The following is a 23,148-nucleotide window of genomic DNA, read 5'->3' as shown; positions in this document are numbered from 1 at the left end:
TGAGAAGGTATGAGTAGAGCGGTAGTAGAACTGAAAGATTTACAAACACACTTTCAGACAGAAGAAGGGACAGTAAAGGCTGTAAACCATGTTAGCTTTGCTGTTCGAGAAGGTGAAACGGTTTGTGTAGTAGGTGAATCGGGTTGCGGGAAAAGTGTAACAGCTTTATCTATTATGGGACTTATTGCTGAATCCGGCAGTGTAGTAGGCGGAGATATTTTATATGAAGGAAAAAGTCTTTTAGGAATGAAAGAGAAAGAGCTTCGTAGTTTACGAGGTAATGATATTGCGATGATTTTCCAAGAACCGATGACATCGCTAAATCCGGTCTTCACTGTAGGGGAACAGATTGTAGAGACGTTAAGGGAGCATGAATTACTTAGTAAAAACGAAGCGTATAAGAAAGCAATTGAGTTAATTCGTAAAGTCGGCATAGCTCGTGCTGATGAAATCGTCCATTCTTATCCGCACGAACTGAGCGGCGGGATGTTACAACGTATTATGATTGCTGTTGCACTTAGTTGTAATCCTAAGTTATTAATTGCTGATGAACCGACAACGGCTCTTGATGTTACGATTCAAGCTCAAATATTAGACTTATTAAGACAAGTGAAAGAGGAATTTAAAACATCCATTTTATTAATTACACATGATTTAGGCGTTGTAGCAGAAATGGCTGATTACGTTGTCGTTATGTATGGCGGGAAAGTTATTGAAGAAGCCCCAGTACTAGAAATATTCCAAAATCCGAAACACCCATATACGAAAGGCTTGTTGAAATCAAAACCAGTGATGGGAAAACGAATAGATAAACTATATTCTATTCCAGGGCAAGTTCCTAATTTAGTTGGTTTGGATGAATTTTGCTATTTCAGCGGTCGTTGTGAGCATTGTATGGAAATATGTAAAGAAGAAGCACCGAATCTAAATGTACATGATGAGAATCATAAAGTAGCTTGCTGGTTATATGAGGAGCGTGCGGAACAATGAATGAACCATTATTAGAAGTGAAAAACTTAAAAACATATTTTCCGATTAAAGGCGGCATATTTAGTAGAACAGTTGGACATGTAAAAGCAGTTGATGGAGTAAGTTTTACTATTAATAAAGGCGAAGTATTTGGTCTTGTTGGTGAATCAGGAAGCGGAAAAACGACGATAGGAAAAACCATTTTACGTCTCGTCCAAAAAACGGAGGGGGAAGTGAAGTTTAAAGGACACGATGTTCATTCTTTATCAAAAGAGGAATTAAGAAAACATCGTCCTAATATGCAGCTTGTGTTTCAAGATCCATTTAGCTCACTAAATCCGAGAATGAGAATTGGAGAAGCACTGGGCGAGCCGATGTTGGCTCACGGACTGGCGACGAAGGAAAATGTTCGTGAAAAGGTAACAGAAGTATTAGAGTTATGTGGCTTAGCCCCATATCATATTGATCGGTATCCTCATGAGTTTTCTGGTGGACAACGTCAGCGTATCGTTATCGCAAGAGCTATGGTATTAAACCCGGAATTCATTGTAGCTGACGAACCTGTGGCAGCACTAGATGTATCTATTCAAGCACAAATCATTAACTTATTTAGTGAGTTACAGGAGAAAAAGGGATTATCCTATTTGTTCATTTCACATGATTTAAGTGTAGTCGAACATTTATGTACGAAAATCGGGATTATGTATTTAGGAACAATTGTGGAAACAGCGCCGCGTGATGAGTTATTTACGAACCCGCTTCATCCGTATACAAAAGCATTGTTATCGGCTGTGCCAATACCAGATCCAACAGTGAAGCGAGAGAGAATTATACTAGAGGGTGACATTCCAAGTCCAGCAAATCCACCTTCGGGTTGTCGTTTTCATACACGTTGTCCGTTTGCAACAGATATTTGTAAACAAACGGTACCAGAATTCCGTAATGTTGGTGAGGAGCATTTTGTAGCTTGTCATCATGTATAAAAGAAAAGGACTCTTTCAAATAGAAAGAGTCCTTTTTTTATTTACTAGATGAAGTTTGTTTCAATACAAATTGCTCGATTGCATGAGCAACACCATGTTCATTGTTTGTTAACGTTACAACATCACATAGTTTTTTTACATCTTCTTCAGCATTTCCCATTGCAACTGATAAACCAGCTACTTGTAACATTGGTACATCATTAAAGTTGTCCCCGATAGCAATAGTATCTTCAATTGGTATATTGAAATAAGCAGCCATTTCTTGTAGACCGTTCCCTTTATGACCATGCTTATCCATAATTTCTACATTAGTAGGAGCTGATGCCGTAACGGAAATATCAGTGTCTTCTTGTAACATGCTTAATAGCTGTGCACGATGCGCCGCATTAAATGTCAAAATGAAGAATTTAGATATTTCCAATTCTGGATTATTTACAACATCTTCGATTTTTTGGAAATCAGTAATTAAGTTTGATTTCTTTTGTTTTTCTGTAATTCTTTCAAGTTCTTCAAGTGTAACATCTAGTGTATGCTTGTTCTCTTCAAACGCTTGCATGACTTGATCTTGCCATGTATATGGAGAATAAACTCCTTTATTCGTATATAGCTTATATGGAAAACCTTCAGATTCTAGTAATTTTGCAAGCTTGTATACTTTATCGTTTTGTAAACAACGCGAGTTAATTACCTTTCCATCCACATAAACAATTGCCCCATTGCTCGCTCCAACTGGAAGAGATAGTTTATATTCTTCCAATAATTTTAAAGCATCCTCTTTTGCGCGACCAGAACAAATCATGACAATATGACCAGCCTCTTTTGCAGTTTGGATAGCTTGTAAGTTCTCTTTGGAGATCTCAAGATTAGATGATAGTAGTGTACCATCCATATCTAATGCGATTAATTTCAAAATGACCACCTCTTTGCTTTTATTATACATAGTTATATAGAGGAAACATATAAACTTATCTTGGAAAGATTGTATTTTATCTAGCACGAACAGTTAGTAAAAGCTTGATAGATTCCAGCGTATTCATTTAAATATGCACTTTAATTTGTAACAAAAGTAGAGGTAAGTATGGGTATATTTCGTTATATGACTGTAATATTACAACAATATTACAAACATCAACTTAGTGGAAAGTGCATGAAAACAGGGTTTTTAAGGGTGTTTATAAAAATCGTAAAAAAAGTGTAATAAAATTTACGTAATTATATTGCAACGTAACGATAGTTATGTTACATTAATGTTACAAACGTTACGTTATTAACTTTAATGTAACGCTAACATAAAAACTATGAAATAAACATTTCTTAGAAATTACATATAGATAACTTATTAAAAAGGAGGATACATAAAATGAAAGAGCAAGTATTACAAGTAACAAAAGGTGACTTCGTAGGATCAGCAAGTGGAGCAGTAGTATTAACAGCATTAATCGTATTTCTATCAAGCGTATTAGTATAATAGAGGCTTTGTAATAAAAGAAAAAGAGAGGAGAATGCAAAATGAAAGAGCAAGTATTACAAGTAACAAAAGGTGACTTCGTAGGATCAGCAAGTGGAGCGGTAGTATTAACAGCATTAATCGTATTTCTATCAAGCGTATTAGTATAATAGAAGATTTGTAATAAAGAAAAAGAGAGGAGAATGCAAAATGAAAGAGCAAGTATTACAAGTAACAAAAGGTGACTTCGTAGGATCAGCAAGTGGAGCAGTAGTATTAACAGCATTGATCGTATTTCTATCAAGCGTATTAGTATAATAGAAGTTTTGTAATAAAAGAAAAAAGAGAGGAGAATGCAAAATGAAAGAGCAAGTATTACAAGTAACAAAAGGTGACTTCGTAGGATCAGCAAGTGGAGCAGTAGTATTAACGGCATTAATCGTATTTCTATCAAGTGTATTAGTATAATAGAAGTTTTAAATTATACAAAATGAAAGGAGAATGAGGAATATGAACAGTGAACAAGTGTTACAAGTAACAAAAACAGATTTATTAGGATCATTAGGTGGAGCGGTAGTATTAACATCATTTATTCTATTCCTTGCAAATATATTAGTATGAGATATATAAATACAATCATTCAAAAAAAATAAAGACTCTAGCATATTAGTAAGTAGTTAATATGTTGGGGTCTTTTTTGTTTTCCTCTCATATATACCTTCAAGTATGAATATTCCCTCCTTTATGTAAAGAGAAAAAAGTCGAATTTTATATGTAAGAAAAAAAGAGGAATTTGACAGAAAAGATAGAAAATTTTAAAGGTCAGAATTTGTTAGCTTGCTAACTAATTTCTAATAACTTACGTTGGAAGCGTTTTCGGTTGGTTTTAAGTATGGACCATTTAATCTATTTACAGGGGGATGAGGATTTTATGAAACAAAAATCTATGGATACGCTAGCTGCACAAATGGAGGACTTTTTTCCGGTACGTGATGTAGATCATTTGGAATTTTACGTAGGAAATGCAAAGCAATCAAGTTATTACCTTGCGAGAGCATTCGGATTCAAAATTGTGGCTTACTCTGGATTAGAAACTGGTAACCGTGAAAAGGTATCTTATGTTCTTGTGCAAAAAAATATGCGTTTTGTTGTGTCTGGAGCTTTAAGTAGCGACAATCGTATCGCAGAATTTGTAAAGACACATGGTGATGGTGTAAAAGATGTTGCTTTACTTGTTGACGATGTTGATAAGGCATACTCGGAAGCAGTGAAACGTGGTGCTGTTGCGATTGCTCCACCTGTGGAATTAACAGACGAGAACGGTACACTGAAAAAAGCAGTTATTGGTACGTATGGTGATACAATTCACACGCTTGTAGAGCGTAAAAATTATAAAGGAACATTTATGCCGGGATTCCAACAGGTGGAGTTTAATATTCCATTTGAAGAGTCAGGTTTAATTGCTGTAGACCACGTAGTTGGTAATGTTGAAAAAATGGAAGAGTGGGTTAGTTATTACGAGAACGTTATGGGCTTTAAACAAATGATCCATTTTGATGATGATGATATTAGTACAGAGTATTCAGCATTAATGTCGAAAGTTATGACAAATGGAAGTCGTATTAAGTTCCCTATTAACGAACCAGCAGATGGAAAGAGAAAATCACAAATTCAAGAATATCTAGAATTCTATAATGGAGCAGGTGTACAACATCTTGCTTTATTAACAAGCGATATCGTGAAAACAGTGGAAGCGCTTCGTGAAAATGGCGTGGAGTTTTTAGATACACCTGACACTTATTATGATGAGTTAAGTGCACGAGTTGGAAAAATTGATGAGGAAATTGATAGATTAAAAGAATTAAAGATTTTAGTAGATCGTGATGAGGAAGGATACTTACTACAAATCTTTACGAAACCAATTGTAGATCGTCCAACTTTATTTATTGAAATCATTCAACGTAAAGGTTCTCGCGGATTTGGAGAAGGGAACTTTAAAGCATTATTCGAATCAATTGAAAGAGAACAGGAACGTCGCGGAAACTTATAAGATTTGTATCCACCAGCAAAAGTCTTTTTGCTGGTGGAAATTTCATTTTCATAGGGAGGAATCATGATGAAATTTGTTACATTTCGTCTTCCTTCGAAAGAAATGCGAGCTGGATGGCTTGAAGGTGACAAAGTAATTGATATGAATCTTGCTAGTGATGGAAAATTACCTTCTTCTATGTTCGCCTTTTTAGAGAAAGCGGATGAGTATGTAGAAGTATTGCGTAAGATTAAGCATCCAGAAAAGGGTGTATATTCCTTAAAGGACGTACAATTAGCGGCGGCAATTCCTAATCCGAGTAGTATTCGTGATTTTTACGCGTTTGAACAGCATGTAAAAACGGCCCGTGGCCGAAGAGGGCTAGATGTTGTACCTGAATGGTACGATATCCCGGTTTTTTATTTTACGAACCATCGTGCTGTAATTGGTCCGGATGATTTTGTAATTGGTCCGAAGAAATCTAAAAAACTTGATTATGAGCTAGAGATTGCTTGCGTAATTGGGAAAGAAGGAAGAAATATTTCTCGTGAGCAAGCAGAGGAATACATTTTTGGTTATTGTATTATGAACGACTGGAGTGCAAGGGACTTACAAGCAACAGAAATGAAGGTAGGACTCGGTCCGGCAAAAGGAAAAGATTTTGCAACTTCATTAGGAGCGCACCTTGTTACGAAAGAGGAGCTAGAGGTTTATCGTAACGGTGATCGTTATGAGTTAGAGATGACTGCTCATGTAAATGGAAAGCTATTATCAAAGGGGAACTTCCAAGATATTTACTATACATTTGCTGAAATGATTGAACGTGCTTCAGAAGACGTCACGTTATATCCAGGCGATGTGATTGGTTCTGGGACAGTAGGGACAGGTTGTATTTTAGAACTGGGTACGGAAGAGTGGCTGCAAGATGGAGATGTTGTAGAACTTACGATTACTGGTTTAGGTACGTTACGTAATACGGTCAAAAAAGAAATGGAAGCAGGTGATGGGCATGTTTTATCGTCACATGGGGGAGCTACCTCATAAACGACATGTGCAATTCCGTAAAAAGGATGGATCGCTTTATCGTGAACAGGTAATGGGAACGAAAGGTTTTTCTGGTACGCAGTCTATTTTATATCATCATTATATGCCAACGGAAGTATCGCATTCGGCGGTATCACATTCCTGTCAGTTGCAGTATGAAGAAGATGTAGCTCTTGCTCATCGTCATTTTCGCACGAAAGAAAATAAAAAAACTGGCGATGCAGTAAGCGGAAGAAACTTTATGCTTGGGAATGAGGATTTATTAATTGGAGTAGTGACTCCAACGGAAAAAATGGACTATTTCTACCGTAATGGTGATGGCGATGAAATGTTATTTGTTCATTACGGAACAGGTAAAATTGAAACGATGTTTGGAACGATTCACTATCGAAAAGGTGATTATGTAACGATTCCAATTGGAACAATCTATCGTGTTATTCCAGATGAAGGAGAGACTAAGTTTCTTGTTGTAGAGGCAAATAGTCAAATTACAACGCCGCGTCGCTATCGCAATGAATACGGACAATTGTTAGAGCATAGTCCGTTTTGTGAGAGGGATATTCGTGGTCCTGAAAAATTAGAGACGTATGATGAAAAAGGTGAGTTTGTCGTAATGACAAAGTCGCGAGGGTATATGCATAAACATGTTTTAGGGCACCATCCGTTAGATGTTGTTGGATGGGATGGCTATTTATATCCGTGGGTCTTTAATGTAGAGGACTTTGAACCGATCACAGGCCGTATTCATCAGCCACCTCCAGTACATCAAACGTTCGAAGGTCACAATTTCGTTATTTGCTCTTTCGTACCACGTTTATACGACTATCATCCAGAATCTATTCCGGCACCATATTATCATAGTAACGTGAATAGTGATGAAGTACTGTACTATGTAGAAGGAAACTTTATGAGCCGGAAAGGTGTGGAAGAAGGCTCTATTACACTTCATCCGAGCGGAATTCCTCATGGGCCGCATCCAGGGAAAACAGAGGCGAGTATAGGGAAAAAAGAAACGCTTGAATTAGCTGTTATGATAGACACATTCCGTCCGCTTCGTATTGTAAAACAAGCACATGAGACGGAAGATGAAAAATATATGTATAGCTGGATTGAAGAAGGTTCACATACTGTGAAATAGGTAAAAAGAGGCATGCTCAATAATTGAGCATGCCTCTTTTGTGGAATCGACATGTATAATAATACCAAAAAAAAATACGGAAAGATATATAGAAACAACGATAAGGATATTGTATGTTCCGAAAGATTTCTACTTATTTCGACAAAAGTATTGACTGGGAAAAGTGCAATGAGTAAAATAAAAAAGCGAATTAAAAATTTTCAGAAAATTTAAAACTTGGAGGAGCATGCTATGAAGCAAATTTTTCAAAAGAAGCCTATTGCAAAGTTAATGCAAGAAAGTAAGCAAAAGACGTTAGCGAGAACATTGGGCGCATTGGATTTAACTATGCTTGGAATCGGGGCAATTGTTGGAACAGGTATTTTTGTTCTAACGGGCGTGGTAGCAGCAAAACATTCTGGACCAGCTATTATATTATCATTTGCGATAGCCGCGTTAGCCTGTGCCTTTGCTGCATTTTGTTATGCTGAATTCGCTTCTTCAGTTCCAGTCTCAGGCAGTGTGTATACGTACACATATGCGACGATGGGAGAGGTATTCGCATTTTTAATTGGATGGGACTTAATGCTTGAGTATTTACTCGCTACATCTGCTGTAGCAAACGGTTGGTCCGCTTATTTTCAATCTTTATTAAAGGGATTTGGGATCCATATTCCTACCATTCTCTCCTCGGCCCCTGGTACAGGAAAGGGTGGAATAATTGATTTGCCTGCGGTTTTAATTATTTTAGTGATGACAGTTCTTTTATCTAGAGGTGTTCGTGAAAGTGCACGAATAAATAACATTATGGTGTTTATTAAATTAGCGGTTGTTCTCATATTTATCTTTACTGGTTTTAATTATGTAAAACCTGAAAATTGGACACCTTTTATGCCGTTTGGTTTAGATGGTGTAATGGCTGGAGCTGCTACAGTGTTCTTCGCATTTATAGGATTTGATGCAGTTTCAACGGCAGCAGAAGAAGTGAAACGTCCACAACGTGATTTACCAATTGGCATTATTGCATCTTTATTAATTTGTACGGTTCTTTATATTGTTGTTTCACTTATTTTGACAGGAATTGTTCCATACGGACAGTTAAATATATCAGATCCAGTTGCTTTTGCGCTTCAATTTATTGGACAAGATAGTTTAGCAGGAGTAATTTCAGTAGGAGCAATTACAGGAATTACAACAGTAATGTTAGTTATGATGTATGGGCAAGTACGTGTTTCGTATGCAATGAGTAGAGATGGATTATTGCCGAAACGTCTTGCTAAAGTCCATCCAAAATTTAAAACACCATTTTTAAATACATGGACAACAGGAATTATTGCAGCGCTTATTTCAGGATTAATAGATTTAAATGTGTTAGCGCATCTTGTAAATATGGGGACTCTATCAGCCTTCGCACTTGTAGCTGTTGCTGTTATTGTAATGAGAAGAACTCATCCTGATTTACCAAGAGCATTTAAGGCGCCGCTTGTACCATTTTTACCAGCATTAACGGTGATTTTTTGTTTATACTTAATGCTTCAATTATCCGGAACGGCTTGGATTAGTTTTGGAGTATGGATGGTTATCGGTATTGCGGTTTATTTCTTATATAGCCGAAAACATAGTGCTTTAAATAATAGTAAAGACGAAGATGATGCAGCAAATTTATAAGTAGAAAAATCCATCCTAATTCAGTTAGGGTGGATTTTTTGTTCTGAAAATTTACATTCTTCTGAAATTATTATAAGATGATTGTTGGTGAACTAAAGGGGTGGAATGATGAAAAATACGTGGCGTGAGTTAAGAGAGATGGACCGTAACGTATGGATACGGTTTATTGGTGAGACGTTAAATGGAATTGCAATGATGATGTTGATGCCTTTTTTTGCATTATATTTAAAAGATAAGGTAGATTCATTATTGCAGGTTGGAGTTATTATGGCGCTTTCTCCAATTGCTGCAAGCTTTGGATCAATTATAGGGGGAAGAATTGCTGATATATATGGAAGAAAGCCAATTATGATATTTTCGATGACGAGTAATGCGGTATTAATGCTCGGTTTTTTATTTATAGAAGGATTTATTCCTTACGCGATTTTATCTGTTTTTTTAGGATTAAGTAATTCGCTATTTCATCCAGCTGCATCAGCGATGGTTGCGGATGTAACAATTCCAGAAAAGAGAACAGAAGCATACGGATTATTGCGAATGGGGCACAATATAGGTGCTGCAATTGGCCCGATAATGGGCGCTTCAGTAGTTATGTTTTCGAAGAATCTTGTGTTTATTATTGCCTCTTCTACGATGTTATTTTATGCATTACTTGTATTCATTCTTATCCAAGAGACAATGCCAAAGAACGTGAATAAAGAAGAGAATAAAGAAAAGGAATCAGGGGCGGTTTGGAAAATATTAATGAGAGATAAGGCACTAGTGATTTATTTATTAGCAGGTATCATTATTTCGATGGGATTTTCTCAAACAGAAGGCATGTTGCCACTGCACTTTGATAATGAAATGAAAGGTATTTTTGGAACTAACAACCCATATCCATATTTAATGGCTTTAAATGGACTATTAGTTGTGTTGTTTCAATTTCCAATTTCAAAATGGGCCACAGATAAACCTGTCGGGAAGACGATGTTATATGGTGCATGTTTGTTCGGGATTGGTTTGTTCTTTATAGGGTGGTTACCGAAGTGGTTTGGAGAATTTGATGCAAATGCTATGATTATTTTAATCACGTTGCTGTTTGTTTATGCCATATATACATTAGGTGAGATGATTATGTCGCCTGTACAGATGACGTTTGTAGCGAATTTGGCTCCTGAGCATTTGAGAGGGACTTATATGGGAGCTGCGAGTTTGCAGTGGATTACAGGAGGTGCACTCGGTCCACTCCTTGGAGGTTTTTTATTGGACCGATTACTTGGCCACTTTTTATTTACAATTTTAGCTATAGGATGTGTAGTTGCAGGTATTGTATATGTTTCTTTAGATCGTCTCGTTGAACAAAGGCAAAAAGGCACACTGACTAAACAATCTTCTTAATGAGTAGATGACATACACAAAAAGGGGATTTCTACATATTCTAGGTACATAACTAGATTGAGTTGTAATTTTATATATGTATGAAGAAATTTAAGTGAAAAAAGTATAGAAAACCAATAAGTGGTGTCATTTATTTATTTGTGGAAGTTACATTTTATTTCAAATAGGAACTACCTATTTTTATAAAAAGTGCTAAAATAGAAAAATGAAAACAATTGGTTAGGGTGATTTCAGTGACAAAAATTAAATTAGGTTTATTATATGGTGGAAAATCAGCTGAGCATCAAGTTTCGCTACAAACGGCTCTTGCTGCTATTAAAGCATTAAATCAAGATAAATTCGAGATTCATCCGATTTATATTACAGAACAAGGTCAATGGGTGCGCGGTGAGCGTATTGAAGGTGAAGTAACAGATGTTGAAGTTCTAAAAATGAGCGGTGCAGAAAATGCGATTTCTCCGTTATCATTAAGCACAGAAATCATTCCATCTGCAGCTTCTGAGGAAAATGCTATCGACGTTATTTTCCCATTATTACATGGACCAAATGGTGAAGATGGAACGGTTCAAGGATTATTAGAATTAATGAACATTCCTTATGTAGGAAATGGTGTTCTAGCATCTGCTGCTGGCATGGATAAAGTTGTTATGAAAAACATCTTTGCAGAAGCTGGATTAAAACAAGCAAAATATGCATCATTCATTCGTAGCACATGGGAAAAAGATTGTGAAACAGCATATGAAAAAGTAGAAGAAGTTTTAGGATATCCTTGCTTCGTAAAACCAGCAAACCTTGGTTCAAGTGTTGGTATTAATAAGTGTAAAAATCGTGAAGAGCTTGAGAATGCATTTGAAGAGGCGTTCCAATTTGACCGCAAAATTATTGTAGAAGAAAATATTATTGGACGTGAAGTAGAAGTTGGTGTACTAGGTAATGATGAACCGAAATGTTCAGTTGTAGGTGAAATCGTACCGAAAAAAGACTTCTATGATTATAAGTCGAAATATATCGATGGTGATACAGCGTTAATTATTCCAGCTGAAATGACAGAAGAAGAGTCTAATGTTATTAAGCGAGATGCGATTATTGCATTTCAATCTTTAGATGGTGCTGGATTAACAAGAGCTGATTTCTTCTTAACGAAAGATGGAGAAGTATATATTAACGAAGTGAATACGATGCCAGGATTTACGCCGTTTAGTATGTTCCCTCTATTATGGCAACATACTGGATTACCGTATCCGGAATTAATTGAAGAGCTAATCAATTTAGCAATTGCGCGTCACGAGGAAAAACAAAAAATTAAATATACAATCTAACAAAAAAGGAGGAGGCACTATTCGCAGGAATAGTGCTTCCTCTATGTAAGGAGTGTTTTCATGATAAATCGAACGTTAAAACAAGTAGAGCAGATGGTAAATGGTACGGGATTAGCAGAGCAATATGAGGGAATTACTATACAAGGAGTGTCTATTGATACGAGAAAAATTGAAAAGGGAAACTTATATGTTCCAATTCAAGGTGAACGTTTCGATGGACATGCTTTTGTAGACAAAGCTGTTGAAAATGGTGCTGTGGCGACATTATGGATGAAAGATGTAGCAAATCCACCTGAGAATCTTCCAGTTATTTTTGTAGAAGACACGCTATCGGCATTACAAATGTTAGCGAAAAATTATCGCGATCAATTGGATGTTAAGGTTATTGGTGTGACAGGTAGTAACGGTAAAACATCTACAAAAGATATTGTAACAAGTCTTCTTGCAACTAAATTCAAAGTTCAAAAAACAGAAGGCAACTTCAATAACCATATCGGGTTACCTCTTACTATTTTAAACTTAGAAGAAAATACAGAAGTAGCTGTATTAGAAATGGGTATGTCGAGCCGAGGGGAAATTGAATTTTTATCTAAGTTAGCACGTCCAAATGCAGCTATCATTACGAACATTGGTGAGGCACATTTAATGGACTTAGGCTCTCGTGAGGCGATTGCTGAAGCGAAATTAGAAATTGTGACAGGATTACAAGAAGGTGGAGTATTCGTATATAACGGAGATGAGCCATTATTAACAAATCGTGTTCCTGAAATGAATTTAATAGCGGAAACAGTTACGTTTGGTGACGCTAGAGCAAATGATTACTATCCAACGACTGTAACATTACAGGCAACTGGGACGCACTTTAAAATGAATAGAGAAGAAAATATTTCATTCTATCTACCAGTATTAGGAAAACACAATGTGTACAATACGCTTGCTTCAATGGCGATTGCGAAACATTTCGGTGTGACTTGGGAAGAGATGAAAGAAGGTCTAGTAACACTTCAAATGACAGGCATGCGTATGGAGATTGTAAAAACAAATAGTGGTTTAACAATTATCAATGATGCCTATAATGCAAGTCCAACAGCTATGGAAGCAGCATTCCATTTAATGAATGGTTTAGATGGATTTGCTAAAAAGATTGTTGTACTCGGCGATATGTTAGAGCTTGGAAATCAAGAAGTACAGTTTCATTATGAAGTAGGTAAATTAATCGATCCAGCAAAAATCTCATATGTGTTCACATATGGTAAATTAGGGGCTCAAATTGCTGAAGGAGCGAAAATTAATTTCCCTACTGAGCGTGTAAAAGCGTATGATAATAAAGAAGAGCTAGCGAAAGAGTTACAAGCAGTAGTTGATGTGAAAGATGTTGTATTAATAAAAGCATCTCGCGGTATGAAATTAGAAGAAGTAATTACGATGTTGAAATAATTGGTGTATATAAATAGGGATGATAGATGCGAAAATAGAAGAAACTTATAATAAGCGCTTACAGTAAACATAAAAAAATAAAAGTGAAGAAAAAAACTCTGAATATGAAAATAAGGTAACAGTTGGGTTTGCTTTTTGCACATACAAAACTTATAATTGATAAAGTGTAATAACGTTTAGAAGTATTTTCGCGAAGAATATACGCCCGTTTATATACGTGAGCATTCAGGAAAAGGGCTTTTCCGCAAATTCGGAAAACGCCTTTTTTTAAATGATAAGTATAGGATAGAAAAGGAGAAGTAACATTGACAACATTTCGAGAATTAGGATTAAGTGAATCTTTACTGCAATCTGTTGAAAGTATGGGCTTTGAAGAGGCTACACCGATTCAAGCTGAAACAATTCCACATGCATTGCAAGGTAAAGATATTATTGGGCAAGCACAAACAGGTACAGGGAAAACGGCAGCATTCGGATTACCACTATTAGATAAAGTGGATACAAATAAAGAAGCAGTTCAAGGTATTGTTATCGCGCCAACGCGTGAATTAGCAATTCAAGTTGGAGAAGAGTTATACAAAATTGGTAAACACAAGCGCGTTCGTATTCTACCAATTTATGGTGGTCAAGATATTAACCGCCAAATTCGTGCTCTAAAAAAACACCCACACATTATTGTTGGTACGCCGGGTCGTATTTTAGATCATATTAACCGTAAAACACTTCGTTTACAAAACGTAGAGACTGTTGTTCTTGACGAAGCGGATGAAATGTTAAACATGGGCTTCATTGAAGATATTGAAGCGATTTTAACAGATGTGCCAGAAACACATCAAACATTATTATTCTCAGCGACAATGCCAGATCCAATCCGTCGTATTGCTGAGCGTTTCATGACTGAGCCTCAACACATTAAAGTAAAAGCAAAAGAAGTAACAATGCCAAACATTCAGCAGTTCTATTTAGAAGTGCAAGAAAAGAAAAAGTTTGACGTGTTAACACGCTTACTAGATATTCAATCTCCAGAGCTTGCAATCGTATTCGGTCGTACAAAGCGTCGTGTTGATGAATTATCAGAAGCGTTAAACTTACGTGGTTATGCAGCGGAAGGTATTCACGGTGACTTAACACAAGCGAAGCGTATGTCTGTATTACGTAAATTTAAAGAAGGTGCTATTGAAGTTCTTGTTGCAACAGACGTTGCTGCACGTGGTCTTGATATTTCAGGCGTAACACACGTATATAACTTCGATATCCCACAAGATCCAGAATCATACGTTCACCGTATCGGTCGTACTGGCCGTGCTGGTAAAAAAGGTATTGCAATGCTATTTGTAACACCACGTGAATCAGGACAATTAAAAAATATCGAGCGCACAACAAAACGTAAAGTTGATCGTATGGAAGCACCGACACTTGACGAGGCATTAGAAGGTCAACAACGTTTAATCGCTGAAAAACTTCAAAGCACAATTCAAAATGAGAATTTATCATACTATAAGCGTATTGCAGAAGAAATGTTAGAAGAGAACGACTCTGTAACAGTAGTAGCTGCTGCTTTAAAAATGATGACAAAAGAGCCAGATACAACTCCAATCGCTTTAACATCAGAACCACCAGTTGTTTCAAGAGGTGGCGGTTCTAAAAAACGCGGCGGTAACGGAGGCGGATACCGTGATGGTAACCGTAATCGTAGTCGTGACGGACGCGGCGGTGGCGATGGTCGTAACCGTGATCGCAATCGTGATGGACGCGGTGGTGGCGATGGCCGTAACCGTGATCGCAATCGTGATGGCGGTAGCCGTGGTCGTAAAGGCGAAGGTCAAGGTCGTCCTGGATCTTCAAATGGACGCGGCGAAAGAAAACATCATAGCCGTCCACAAGCTTAATAAAAAAAGAGAATGCCCTTTGCGGGCATTCTCTTTTTTTATTTCTGTAATTGTACATACTACATAATAACTTGTGTAGAAAAGAGGTGCTACATGCTTGTAAGACTTGGGTATGTTGCGATGAGTGTACATGTAAAGAACGCATCTCCATCTCAAACGATGACATATGCGCAGTTTCAAAGAATTGATGACCGAGAGGCTGCAATTCGTAAACTTGAAAGAATTGCTAATTCAAATTTAGAAAATTGTTTACGGTTATTGAAGCATAATAAAGGGCATGATATATCTTTCTTTCGGCTTAGTTCCAAGCTCGTTCCATTAGCAAACCATGAGGAGTTGTTAGAGTGGAAATATATACGCCCCTTAAAAGAAAATTTAAAAGTGCTAGGTGATTACGCTATTCGAATGAATATGCGTATTGATTTCCATCCAGATCATTTTGTTGTGCTGAATTCACCTGAGGAGAAAATTTTTAAGCAATCTGTAAAAACATTGCAGATGCATAAAAAATTATTAAAAGGTATGGGAATTGAACATAAGCAACGATGCGTATTACATGTGGGTGGAGGTTATAACGATAAGGAGCTCGCATTAGAACGCTTTATAGAAAATTGGTCAAGTGTTCCAAGAGGTATCCAAGAGATGGTCATATTAGAAAATGATGATACGACCTTTTCTTTAGAAGAAACATTGTATTTAGGTGAAAAGTTAGATATTCCAGTCGTGTTTGATTTGCATCACCATATGATGAATCATGATCGAGAAGATTGGCATGAAGATTGGGCGCGTGTTGTACATACGTGGGAGTCGTCTTTGTTACCAGTGAAAATGCACATTTCTAGTCCTAGAGAAGGGAAAGACCCGAGAGCGCATGCGGACTTTATTGACGTAGATACTTTTTTATCTTTTTTAAAAAAGATAAAGGGAAGTGTTCCGCAAATTGATTGTATGATTGAGGCGAAGAAGAAGGATGAGTCTTTATTTCAATTAATGAGAGATTTAAGTAAACAAACAGAGGTAGAAATTGTCGATGGTGCGAGCTTTTATATTAAATAAGCTCTGCACCATCGAATTTTTTTGCTAATAAAGGAGTGCAAATACCACCAATGATCAATCCTGTTAAATGACTTATAGGGTTAGCGGAGGGATTGAAGAAAGTGAATAGTAGTAATATACATATCATGATTGAAAAAATAGCAATGTCTCTTGGATTGGAAGAACGATATCGACTATACAATAGAAATAATTGTGCTCCTAGCAATCCAAAAATACCACCAGATGCCCCGGCATGAATATATTCAAGTGGCATAATAAGGTAAGAAGAAATATTTCCAAGAATGCCAGAAAGGAAAAAAATAATGATGAAAGAAAAGTGCCCTAGTTGTTTTTCAATAGAAGAGCCAAGTACAAATAAACAAATACTATTAGAGAGGAAATGTTGTAAGTCTACATGTACAAGTAAGGAAGTTATGAGACGCCACCATTCTCCTTTAGCGATATATTCATTATAGGATGCCATGGGAAAGAGAAAAAAGTCGCCTAACATAATCATGACTAATTGTATGAGAAGTAAAGCGATGACGATTGGTTGTAAGGGAATGCGGACGGATGGCATTAGCATGTTGTTAGTATCACTCCTTTTGCATCAGAAAGATTCTCTGTTATTCTTACAGTATGAAAAAAGAAAGCTAAATAGAAGAAGGGGATTTTGAAATGATTGTAGGGATTGGAATCGATATTATTGAATTGAATCGAATTGAAAAAATGCTAGATGGAAAGCTTAAATTTATGGAGCGTATTTTAACTGAAAGTGAACGTAATGTTACTAAGGAACTGAAGGGAAGTCGTCTTACAGAGTTTGTAGCTGGAAGATTTGCAGCGAAAGAGGCGTATTCAAAAGCGGTAGGGACTGGTATCGGTAAAGAAGTAAGTTTTTTAGATATTGAAGTAAGAAATGATGATAGAGGTAAGCCGATTCTCGTTACAAGTACAGAGCATATTGTTCATTTATCAATTAGTCATAGTAGGGAATTTGCTGTTGCTCAAGTTGTTTTAGAAAGCTCGTCACGCTAGTCTGCATATTTTATATCTTTGTCTCATATATTTGATGTAGCGATAAGGAAGGCACATCTTCCATTCATTTATAGGGGCAAAGGGGCTGAAGTGATGAAAAGGCGTCTGTTTTTAGTTCTTGTCGGTTTATTAACCGTTTTTGTGTTGGCGGGTTGTATGGAAAAGAAACAAGATGATGTTGTGAGAGATTTAGAGGCGAAAGTAAAAGGGATGAAAAGTTATCAAGCTGAAGCAAAACTATCTATTAAAACAGGGAATGAGCCTCAGGAGTATAAAGTAGAAATATGGCATAAGGAACCTTCTTTTTATCGTGTGAATTTGCAGAATGCGAAGAAAGACCAAAGCCAAATTATTTTAAGGAATGAAGAAGGGGTATTTGTATTAACGCCAGCGCTTAATAAGAGTTTCCGTTTCCAAAGTGATTGGCCACAAAATAGTAGCCAAGCTTATTTATATGAATCCCTTGTGAGAGATATTTTGCAGGATAAGAAAAACCTTACTTTTGAAAAAACAGATAAGTATTATATTTTTAAAACAAAAACAAACTATCAACATCAAAACATGTTGCCGAAACAAGAGATTACATTGAAGAAAAGTGATTTAACACCAGTTTCGGTGAAGTTAATGGACAATGATCAAAATGTTCTTGTGAAAGTAGATTTCTCAAAAGTGAAATTTGATGCGAAATTTGATAAAGGTGCATTTGATACGAAACAAAATATGTCTAGAGCACAAGTAGATGTTCAAACAACAGCGAAAGAAGACAAACCATTTGCAATTTTGTATCCGCGTGATACGCCACAAGGTATGGTTTTGAAAGATGAAAAAGAGTTGAAGACAGACAGTGGCAAGCGTGCGATACTCACATACACTGGAAGTAAGAAATCCTTTACTTTGATACAAGAAAAGGCAAAAGTTGCAGAGGCTTCGTCAGCGATAAGTGTGAGCGGAGAATTGGTTGATCTTGGCTTTACAATTGGGGCATTGACGAAAGATTCTTTAACGTGGTCGCATAACGGAGTAGAATATATGCTCGTGTCTAAAGGTTTAGAGCCGAAGGAGCTATTAATGGTTGCTCGTTCAGTTACAGAGAAGCAAGTGAAGTAAACTTCTTAGACGTGGTGATATATGTGCACCACGTCTTTTCTTAGTTTGAAGGGTGGATTTCATAAAAGAAGCATATAAAAGAATAAGCTTCGCATATCGTGTATAAGGAAGTGTATTTATGGAAGAAGCACCATTTTACCGTGACACTTGGGTGGAAGTGGATTTAGATGCGATTTATAACAATATTACACACATTAAAAATTTCATTCCAAGTAATGTAGAGATTTTTGCTGTAGTTAAAGCGAATGCATATGGACACGATTATGTACCGGTAGCTAAAACGGCATTAGAAGCAGGGGCGACAAGGTTAGCGGTTGCCTTTTTAGATGAAGCTTTAGTGCTTCGAAGGGCTGGTATTACTGTGCCGATTTTAGTGTTAGGTCCTTCCCCGCCTCGTGATGTCAACGTAGCTGCTGAAAATGATGTAGCGTTAACTGTTTTTCAAAAAGAATGGGTGGATGAAGCGATCAAACTTTGGGATGGTTCATCTACAATGAAATACCATATTAATTTCGATAGTGGCATGGGGAGAATTGGAATACGCGAACGCAAAGAATTAAAAGGGTTTTTAAAGAGTTTAGAAGGTGCACCATTTTTAGAATTAGAAGGAGTTTATACACATTTTGCAACAGCGGATGAGGTGGAGACTTCTTACTTTGATAAGCAATATAACACATTTTTGCAGCAGTTAAGTTGGTTGAAAGAATTCGGAGTAGATCCTAAGTTTGTCCATACAGCTAATAGTGCTGCAACGCTACGTTTTCAAGGGATTACATTTAATGCAGTACGAATTGGCATTGCGATGTATGGGTTATCCCCATCTGTAGAAATACGCCCTTTTTTACCGTTTAAATTAGAGCCAGCGCTATCATTGCATACGAAAGTTGCTCATATTAAACAGGTGATTAAAGGGGATGGAATTAGTTATAATGTCACTTATCGAACGAAAACGGAAGAATGGATTGCAACCGTTGCAATTGGATATGCAGATGGATGGCTTAGAAGATTGCAAGGATTTGAAGTGCTTATAAATGGTAAAAGGGTACCGATTGTAGGTCGAGTAACAATGGATCAATTCATGATACATCTTCCTTGTGAAGTGCCGCTTGGTACGAAAGTTACACTCATTGGAAGACAAGGTGATGAGTATATTAGTGCTACTGAGGTTGCTGAATACTCCGGGACCATTAATTATGAGGTTATTGCAACGATAAGTTTCCGTGTGCCGAGAATATTTATACGGCATGGCAAGGTTGTAGAGGTAATTAATTATTTGAATAATATATAGAAGGTAATATGTTTTGCTTCTTGTCATTTGAGAGGACTGTTCATTGGTTAAGAATAAGCTCGTTTTTGATGAGAAGCTTTGTACTTATAGTTACTTTTAACATAATTTAACGTGAATTTTGCGGAGGAACTCTTTCGCTTCTTGTTTGTAATGAGATAAAAAATAAAAGAATATGAATGTTTTGTTTGTGAATTGGAAAACATAAGCAAGGAATAAGGAAGTCTTTGCAACAGGCTCCATACAATGGTATTATTACAATAGGTGTCATATATATATTTGGGTGTGTAGTTGACGGTGGAGGTGTATTTTTGTGTCCGAATCAAGTGTAACTACTGAAATCGTGGTTCGGTTGCCAAAGCAAATGGTAACGGAATTGGACGGAATTGGAAAACAAGAGAATAAGAATCGCCATGAACTAATTTGCCAGGCAACACAACTGTTATTGCGTCAACATAAGACGAAGAAACGCTACCAACATGAATCAATGCGACGTGGGTACATTGAAATGGGAAAAATTAATCTTGGTATTGCATCTGAAGCTTTCTTAGCAGAGTATGAAGCAGCTCATACAGTAGAACGCTTAGTTAGCGGGGGGTAATATTTTGATTGTAAAACGCGGCGACGTGTATTTTGCAGACCTTTCCCCAGTTGTTGGTTCTGAGCAAGGAGGCGTTCGTCCGGTTCTTGTCATTCAAAATGACATCGGAAATCGTTTTAGTCCAACGGTGATTGTAGCGGCTATTACTGCACAGATTCAAAAAGCTAAATTACCCACTCATGTGGAAATTGATGCGAAAAAGTACGGTTTTGAGAGAGATTCTGTTATTTTACTTGAGCAGATTCGAACAATCGATAAGCAGCGCTTAACGGACAAAATCACTCACTTAGATGAAGTGATGATGATTCGTGTAGATGAAGCGCTACAAATTAGTTTAGGACTAATAGATTTTTAAATCGGCAGTTTAAGTTGCTCTCTTTACAGGGCAACTTTTTTTATTATAGAGGAGGTTACGGTTGTATATGGAAATGGTAGATAATCGACAAGCGTTAATGAAAATGTTAGTGAAGGAATTAGGCTTTACCGAAAAGCAAGTTCGTCATGTTATTCAATTAACAGAAGAAGGTAACACAGTTCCATTTATTGCTCGTTACCGAAAAGAATGGACAGGCTCTTTGGATGAAGTGCAAATTCGTGCAATTTTAGAGAGATGGCAATATATGATGCAGCTTGAAGATAGGAAAGAAGAGGTCCTTCGTCTTATTGATGAGAAGGGGAAACTGACAGAAGAGTTACGTCAGCAAATTGTTAAGGCTGTAAAGTTGCAAGAAGTAGAAGATTTATATCGTCCATATAAAGAGAAAAGAAGAACGAAAGCAACGATTGCGAAAGAAAAAGGACTAGAGCCGTTAGCTGAATGGTTATTGTTATATAAGAAAGAAGATCCAAATCAGAAGGCAGTGGAGTTTATTAACGCAGAGAAAGAAGTACAGTCTGCAGAAGAGGCATTGCAAGGTGCCCAAGACATTATTGCAGAAATCGTTTCAGATGAAGCGGCGTATCGTAGTTGGATTCGAAATGTTACTTTTAGAAAAGGTGTTATGTCTTCGTCCGTAAAAGATGAAGAGAAAGATGAAAAGAATATATATGAAATGTATTACAGTTATGAAGAACCGTTGCAGAAGGTAGTACCGCATCGTGTATTAGCGATGAACCGCGGTGAGAAAGAAGATATATTGAGAGTTTCTGTTGTTCCACCAGTAGATGAGATAGTAACTTTCTTATATAAGAAAGTAATTCGTGATAATGATTCTAAAAGTGCACATTATGTAAAGTTAGCGATTGAGGATGGTTATAAACGATTGATTCAATCCTCTATTGAGAGAGAGATTCGAAAAGAATTAACAGAAACAGCTGAGGAACAAGCGATACATATTTTCTCTGAGAACTTACGTAATTTGTTATTACAACCTCCAATGAAAGGGAAGGTTGTGTTAGCGGTAGATCCTGCATATAGAACGGGTTGTAAATTAGCTATTGTAGACGATACGGGGAAAGTTCTATATATTGATGTTATTTATCCGCATCCACCAGTGCGTAAATATGAAGATGCAAAAACGAAAGTTCTTTCTATTATAGATAAATATCAAGTTGAAATGATTGCGATTGGGAATGGTACAGCTTCTAGAGAATCGGAAGAATTTATAGTTGATGTATTACAAAATGTGAAACAAGAAGTCTTCTATATTATTGTGAACGAGGCTGGTGCGAGTGTGTATTCGGCTTCTGATTTAGCCCGTGAGGAATTCCCGGATTTACAGGTTGAAGAAAGAAGTGCTGTTTCTATCGGCAGACGTCTGCAAGATCCGCTTGCTGAACTTGTAAAGATTGACCCTAAATCAGTTGGGGTTGGACAATATCAACATGATGTATCGCAAAAGAGGTTGAATGAATCATTGACGTTTGTAGTAGAGACGGCAGTTAACCAAGTCGGTGTGAATGTAAATACAGCTTCAGTTGCTTTATTACAATATGTTTCGGGTTTATCGAAAACTGTTGCGAAAAATATTGTGGCAAAGCGTGAAGAAGAAGGGAAATTTACAAAACGAACAGACTTAAAGAAAATACCTCGTCTAGGTGCGAAGACATATGAACAATGTATAGGTTTCTTACGTATATTAGAAGGGGCAAATCCGTTAGATAGAACGGGTATTCATCCAGAGCAATATAAAAATGTTGAATTGTTATTGAAGAGTCTAGGGTTATCAAAAGATGATGTAGGGCAGCCGCAGTTGCAAAAGAGCTTAGAAGAAGTGGAGATTTCTAAATTATCGGAAGAAACGGGAGTTGGAGAACCGACGCTAGTTGATATTATAGATGCACTCATTAGTCCAGAGCGAGACATGAGGGATGAGTTGCCTAAACCGCTTCTGAAAAAAGGGATTTTGAAATTAGAAGATTTAAAACGTGGTATGGAACTGGAAGGAACAGTTCGTAACGTTGTTGATTTTGGCGCTTTTGTTGATGTAGGTGTAAAACAAGATGGTTTAGTACATATTTCTAAACTGAGTAAACAGTATGTGAAGCATCCGTTAGATATTGTATCTGTCGGACAAATCGTCAAAGTATGGGTAGATGATATTGATACGAAAAAAGGTCGCGTTGCACTATCTATGTTGCCGATTGAATAGTAAGAGAAGAGAGCAGATGAAACTGCTCTTTTTTTATGGGATAAAATGTGTAATGGATTATGAGCTTTGGTGTATTTTGCTATAATAAAACCAGCATTCATTTAGTAATTTAATTTGATGCCGGTTTTTTTCAAAATATGCGCGTTGCATTTGTTTTTTTAGCCACGTAGGCATAGGAATCCCTCCTTGTTTAATCCTACTCTCAAAAA

At 36.8% G+C, this 23,148-nt stretch carries 25 protein-coding genes; 22 read left to right on the top strand and 3 right to left on the bottom strand.

What is annotated here, in order from left to right; translation table 11 throughout:
• Positions 1-9 precede the first annotated feature (9 nt).
• Both AABL52_RS25805 and AABL52_RS25800 read left to right on the top strand, forming a co-directional pair.
• Positions 10-990 carry an ABC transporter ATP-binding protein gene (locus tag AABL52_RS25805; protein ID WP_098237949.1) on the top strand — a complete coding sequence of 327 codons (981 nt, stop codon included), beginning with the start codon at positions 10-12 and terminating at the stop codon, positions 988-990.
• Entirely contained in the window at positions 987-1,952 is a 966-nt protein-coding gene (locus tag AABL52_RS25800; protein WP_341518688.1) for an ABC transporter ATP-binding protein, read from the top strand. The genes AABL52_RS25805 and AABL52_RS25800 overlap by 4 nt, the downstream gene beginning before the upstream one ends.
• Before the next feature lie 37 nt (positions 1,953-1,989).
• Here the strand turns inward: AABL52_RS25800 and AABL52_RS25795 are convergent, their stop codons facing one another.
• A complete protein-coding gene (locus AABL52_RS25795; RefSeq protein WP_262741409.1) occupies positions 1,990-2,862 on the bottom strand; it encodes a Cof-type HAD-IIB family hydrolase in 873 nt (290 codons plus the stop codon).
• A 450-nt stretch (positions 2,863-3,312) separates the two neighbouring features.
• On the opposite strand from AABL52_RS25795, the gene AABL52_RS25790 reads away from it, so the two are divergent.
• From AABL52_RS25790 to uvsE, 14 genes are all read left to right on the top strand, one after another.
• The gene (locus AABL52_RS25790; RefSeq protein WP_000664237.1) at positions 3,313-3,420 is read left to right on the top strand and encodes a DUF3948 family protein; all 108 of its coding nucleotides are present in this window, start codon (positions 3,313-3,315) and stop codon (positions 3,418-3,420) included.
• A gap of 41 nt (positions 3,421-3,461) precedes the next feature.
• Positions 3,462-3,569, top strand: a complete 108-nt coding sequence (locus AABL52_RS25785; RefSeq protein ID WP_000664237.1) for a DUF3948 family protein — start codon at positions 3,462-3,464, stop codon at positions 3,567-3,569.
• A gap of 40 nt (positions 3,570-3,609) precedes the next feature.
• The gene (locus AABL52_RS25780) at positions 3,610-3,717 is read left to right on the top strand and encodes a DUF3948 family protein (protein ID WP_000664237.1); all 108 of its coding nucleotides are present in this window, start codon (positions 3,610-3,612) and stop codon (positions 3,715-3,717) included.
• A 42-nt stretch (positions 3,718-3,759) separates the two neighbouring features.
• On the top strand, positions 3,760-3,867 hold the full coding sequence (locus AABL52_RS25775) for a DUF3948 family protein (protein ID WP_000664237.1): 108 nt from the start codon (positions 3,760-3,762) through the stop codon (positions 3,865-3,867).
• 42 nt (positions 3,868-3,909) lie between these two features.
• The gene (locus AABL52_RS25770; RefSeq protein WP_001083699.1) at positions 3,910-4,020 is read left to right on the top strand and encodes a DUF3948 family protein; all 111 of its coding nucleotides are present in this window, start codon (positions 3,910-3,912) and stop codon (positions 4,018-4,020) included.
• A gap of 310 nt (positions 4,021-4,330) precedes the next feature.
• A complete protein-coding gene (hppD, locus tag AABL52_RS25765; RefSeq protein WP_000810916.1) occupies positions 4,331-5,449 on the top strand; it encodes a 4-hydroxyphenylpyruvate dioxygenase in 1,119 nt (372 codons plus the stop codon).
• A gap of 66 nt (positions 5,450-5,515) precedes the next feature.
• The gene (locus AABL52_RS25760; RefSeq protein ID WP_341519752.1) at positions 5,516-6,472 is read left to right on the top strand and encodes a fumarylacetoacetate hydrolase family protein; all 957 of its coding nucleotides are present in this window, start codon (positions 5,516-5,518) and stop codon (positions 6,470-6,472) included.
• On the top strand, positions 6,438-7,610 hold the full coding sequence (locus AABL52_RS25755) for a homogentisate 1,2-dioxygenase (protein WP_000499922.1): 1,173 nt from the start codon (positions 6,438-6,440) through the stop codon (positions 7,608-7,610). The genes AABL52_RS25760 and AABL52_RS25755 overlap by 35 nt, the downstream gene beginning before the upstream one ends.
• Positions 7,611-7,841: 231 nt before the next feature.
• Positions 7,842-9,257, top strand: a complete 1,416-nt coding sequence (locus tag AABL52_RS25750; protein WP_341518687.1) for an amino acid permease — start codon at positions 7,842-7,844, stop codon at positions 9,255-9,257.
• Positions 9,258-9,365: 108 nt separating this feature from the next.
• Positions 9,366-10,637, top strand: a complete 1,272-nt coding sequence (locus AABL52_RS25745) for an MDR family MFS transporter (RefSeq protein ID WP_341519751.1) — start codon at positions 9,366-9,368, stop codon at positions 10,635-10,637.
• A 233-nt stretch (positions 10,638-10,870) separates the two neighbouring features.
• Entirely contained in the window at positions 10,871-11,956 is a 1,086-nt protein-coding gene (locus AABL52_RS25740; RefSeq protein ID WP_000161440.1) for a D-alanine--D-alanine ligase, read from the top strand.
• Between the two features lie 60 nt (positions 11,957-12,016).
• A complete protein-coding gene (gene murF / locus AABL52_RS25735; protein ID WP_000610685.1) occupies positions 12,017-13,393 on the top strand; it encodes a UDP-N-acetylmuramoyl-tripeptide--D-alanyl-D-alanine ligase in 1,377 nt (458 codons plus the stop codon).
• A gap of 305 nt (positions 13,394-13,698) precedes the next feature.
• Positions 13,699-15,282: a DEAD/DEAH box helicase gene (locus AABL52_RS25730; RefSeq protein ID WP_000206603.1), complete on the top strand. Its 1,584-nt coding sequence runs from the start codon at positions 13,699-13,701 to the stop codon at positions 15,280-15,282.
• A gap of 93 nt (positions 15,283-15,375) precedes the next feature.
• Positions 15,376-16,338, top strand: a complete 963-nt coding sequence (gene uvsE / locus AABL52_RS25725; RefSeq protein ID WP_097845755.1) for a UV DNA damage repair endonuclease UvsE — start codon at positions 15,376-15,378, stop codon at positions 16,336-16,338.
• Here the strand turns inward: uvsE and AABL52_RS25720 are convergent.
• Positions 16,331-16,903, bottom strand: a complete 573-nt coding sequence (locus AABL52_RS25720) for a rhomboid family intramembrane serine protease (protein WP_340423269.1) — start codon at positions 16,901-16,903, stop codon at positions 16,331-16,333. The two genes, uvsE and AABL52_RS25720, sit on opposite strands and share 8 nt — an antisense overlap.
• Before the next feature lie 92 nt (positions 16,904-16,995).
• Between AABL52_RS25720 and acpS the strand changes: the two genes are divergently transcribed.
• From acpS to AABL52_RS25690, 6 genes are all read left to right on the top strand, one after another.
• Entirely contained in the window at positions 16,996-17,355 is a 360-nt protein-coding gene (acpS, locus tag AABL52_RS25715; RefSeq protein WP_341518686.1) for a holo-ACP synthase, read from the top strand.
• A gap of 156 nt (positions 17,356-17,511) precedes the next feature.
• Positions 17,512-18,462: a LolA family protein gene (locus AABL52_RS25710; protein ID WP_002096914.1), complete on the top strand. Its 951-nt coding sequence runs from the start codon at positions 17,512-17,514 to the stop codon at positions 18,460-18,462.
• Positions 18,463-18,580: 118 nt separating this feature from the next.
• Positions 18,581-19,750 carry an alanine racemase gene (gene alr / locus AABL52_RS25705; RefSeq protein ID WP_341518685.1) on the top strand — a complete coding sequence of 390 codons (1,170 nt, stop codon included), beginning with the start codon at positions 18,581-18,583 and terminating at the stop codon, positions 19,748-19,750.
• A gap of 310 nt (positions 19,751-20,060) precedes the next feature.
• Positions 20,061-20,348 carry an antitoxin EndoAI gene (locus tag AABL52_RS25700; RefSeq protein WP_000004570.1) on the top strand — a complete coding sequence of 96 codons (288 nt, stop codon included), beginning with the start codon at positions 20,061-20,063 and terminating at the stop codon, positions 20,346-20,348.
• A 4-nt stretch (positions 20,349-20,352) separates the two neighbouring features.
• Positions 20,353-20,703: a type II toxin-antitoxin system endoribonuclease NdoA gene (gene ndoA / locus AABL52_RS25695; protein ID WP_000635963.1), complete on the top strand. Its 351-nt coding sequence runs from the start codon at positions 20,353-20,355 to the stop codon at positions 20,701-20,703.
• 67 nt (positions 20,704-20,770) lie between these two features.
• Positions 20,771-22,939, top strand: coding sequence for a Tex family protein (locus AABL52_RS25690; protein WP_341518684.1), 2,169 nt, complete (start codon positions 20,771-20,773; stop codon positions 22,937-22,939).
• 57 nt (positions 22,940-22,996) lie between these two features.
• Here the strand turns inward: AABL52_RS25690 and cmpA are convergent, their stop codons facing one another.
• Positions 22,997-23,113, bottom strand: coding sequence for a cortex morphogenetic protein CmpA (gene cmpA / locus AABL52_RS25685; RefSeq protein WP_001143639.1), 117 nt, complete (start codon positions 23,111-23,113; stop codon positions 22,997-22,999).
• Positions 23,114-23,148 lie beyond the last annotated feature (35 nt).

Source organism: Bacillus paramobilis, assembly GCF_038096195.1.
Taxonomy (GTDB): Bacteria; Bacillota; Bacilli; order Bacillales; family Bacillaceae_G; genus Bacillus_A; species Bacillus_A mobilis.
Note: the sequence above shows the minus strand (reverse complement) of the source record. Positions and strands in the feature narration are given on the sequence as shown.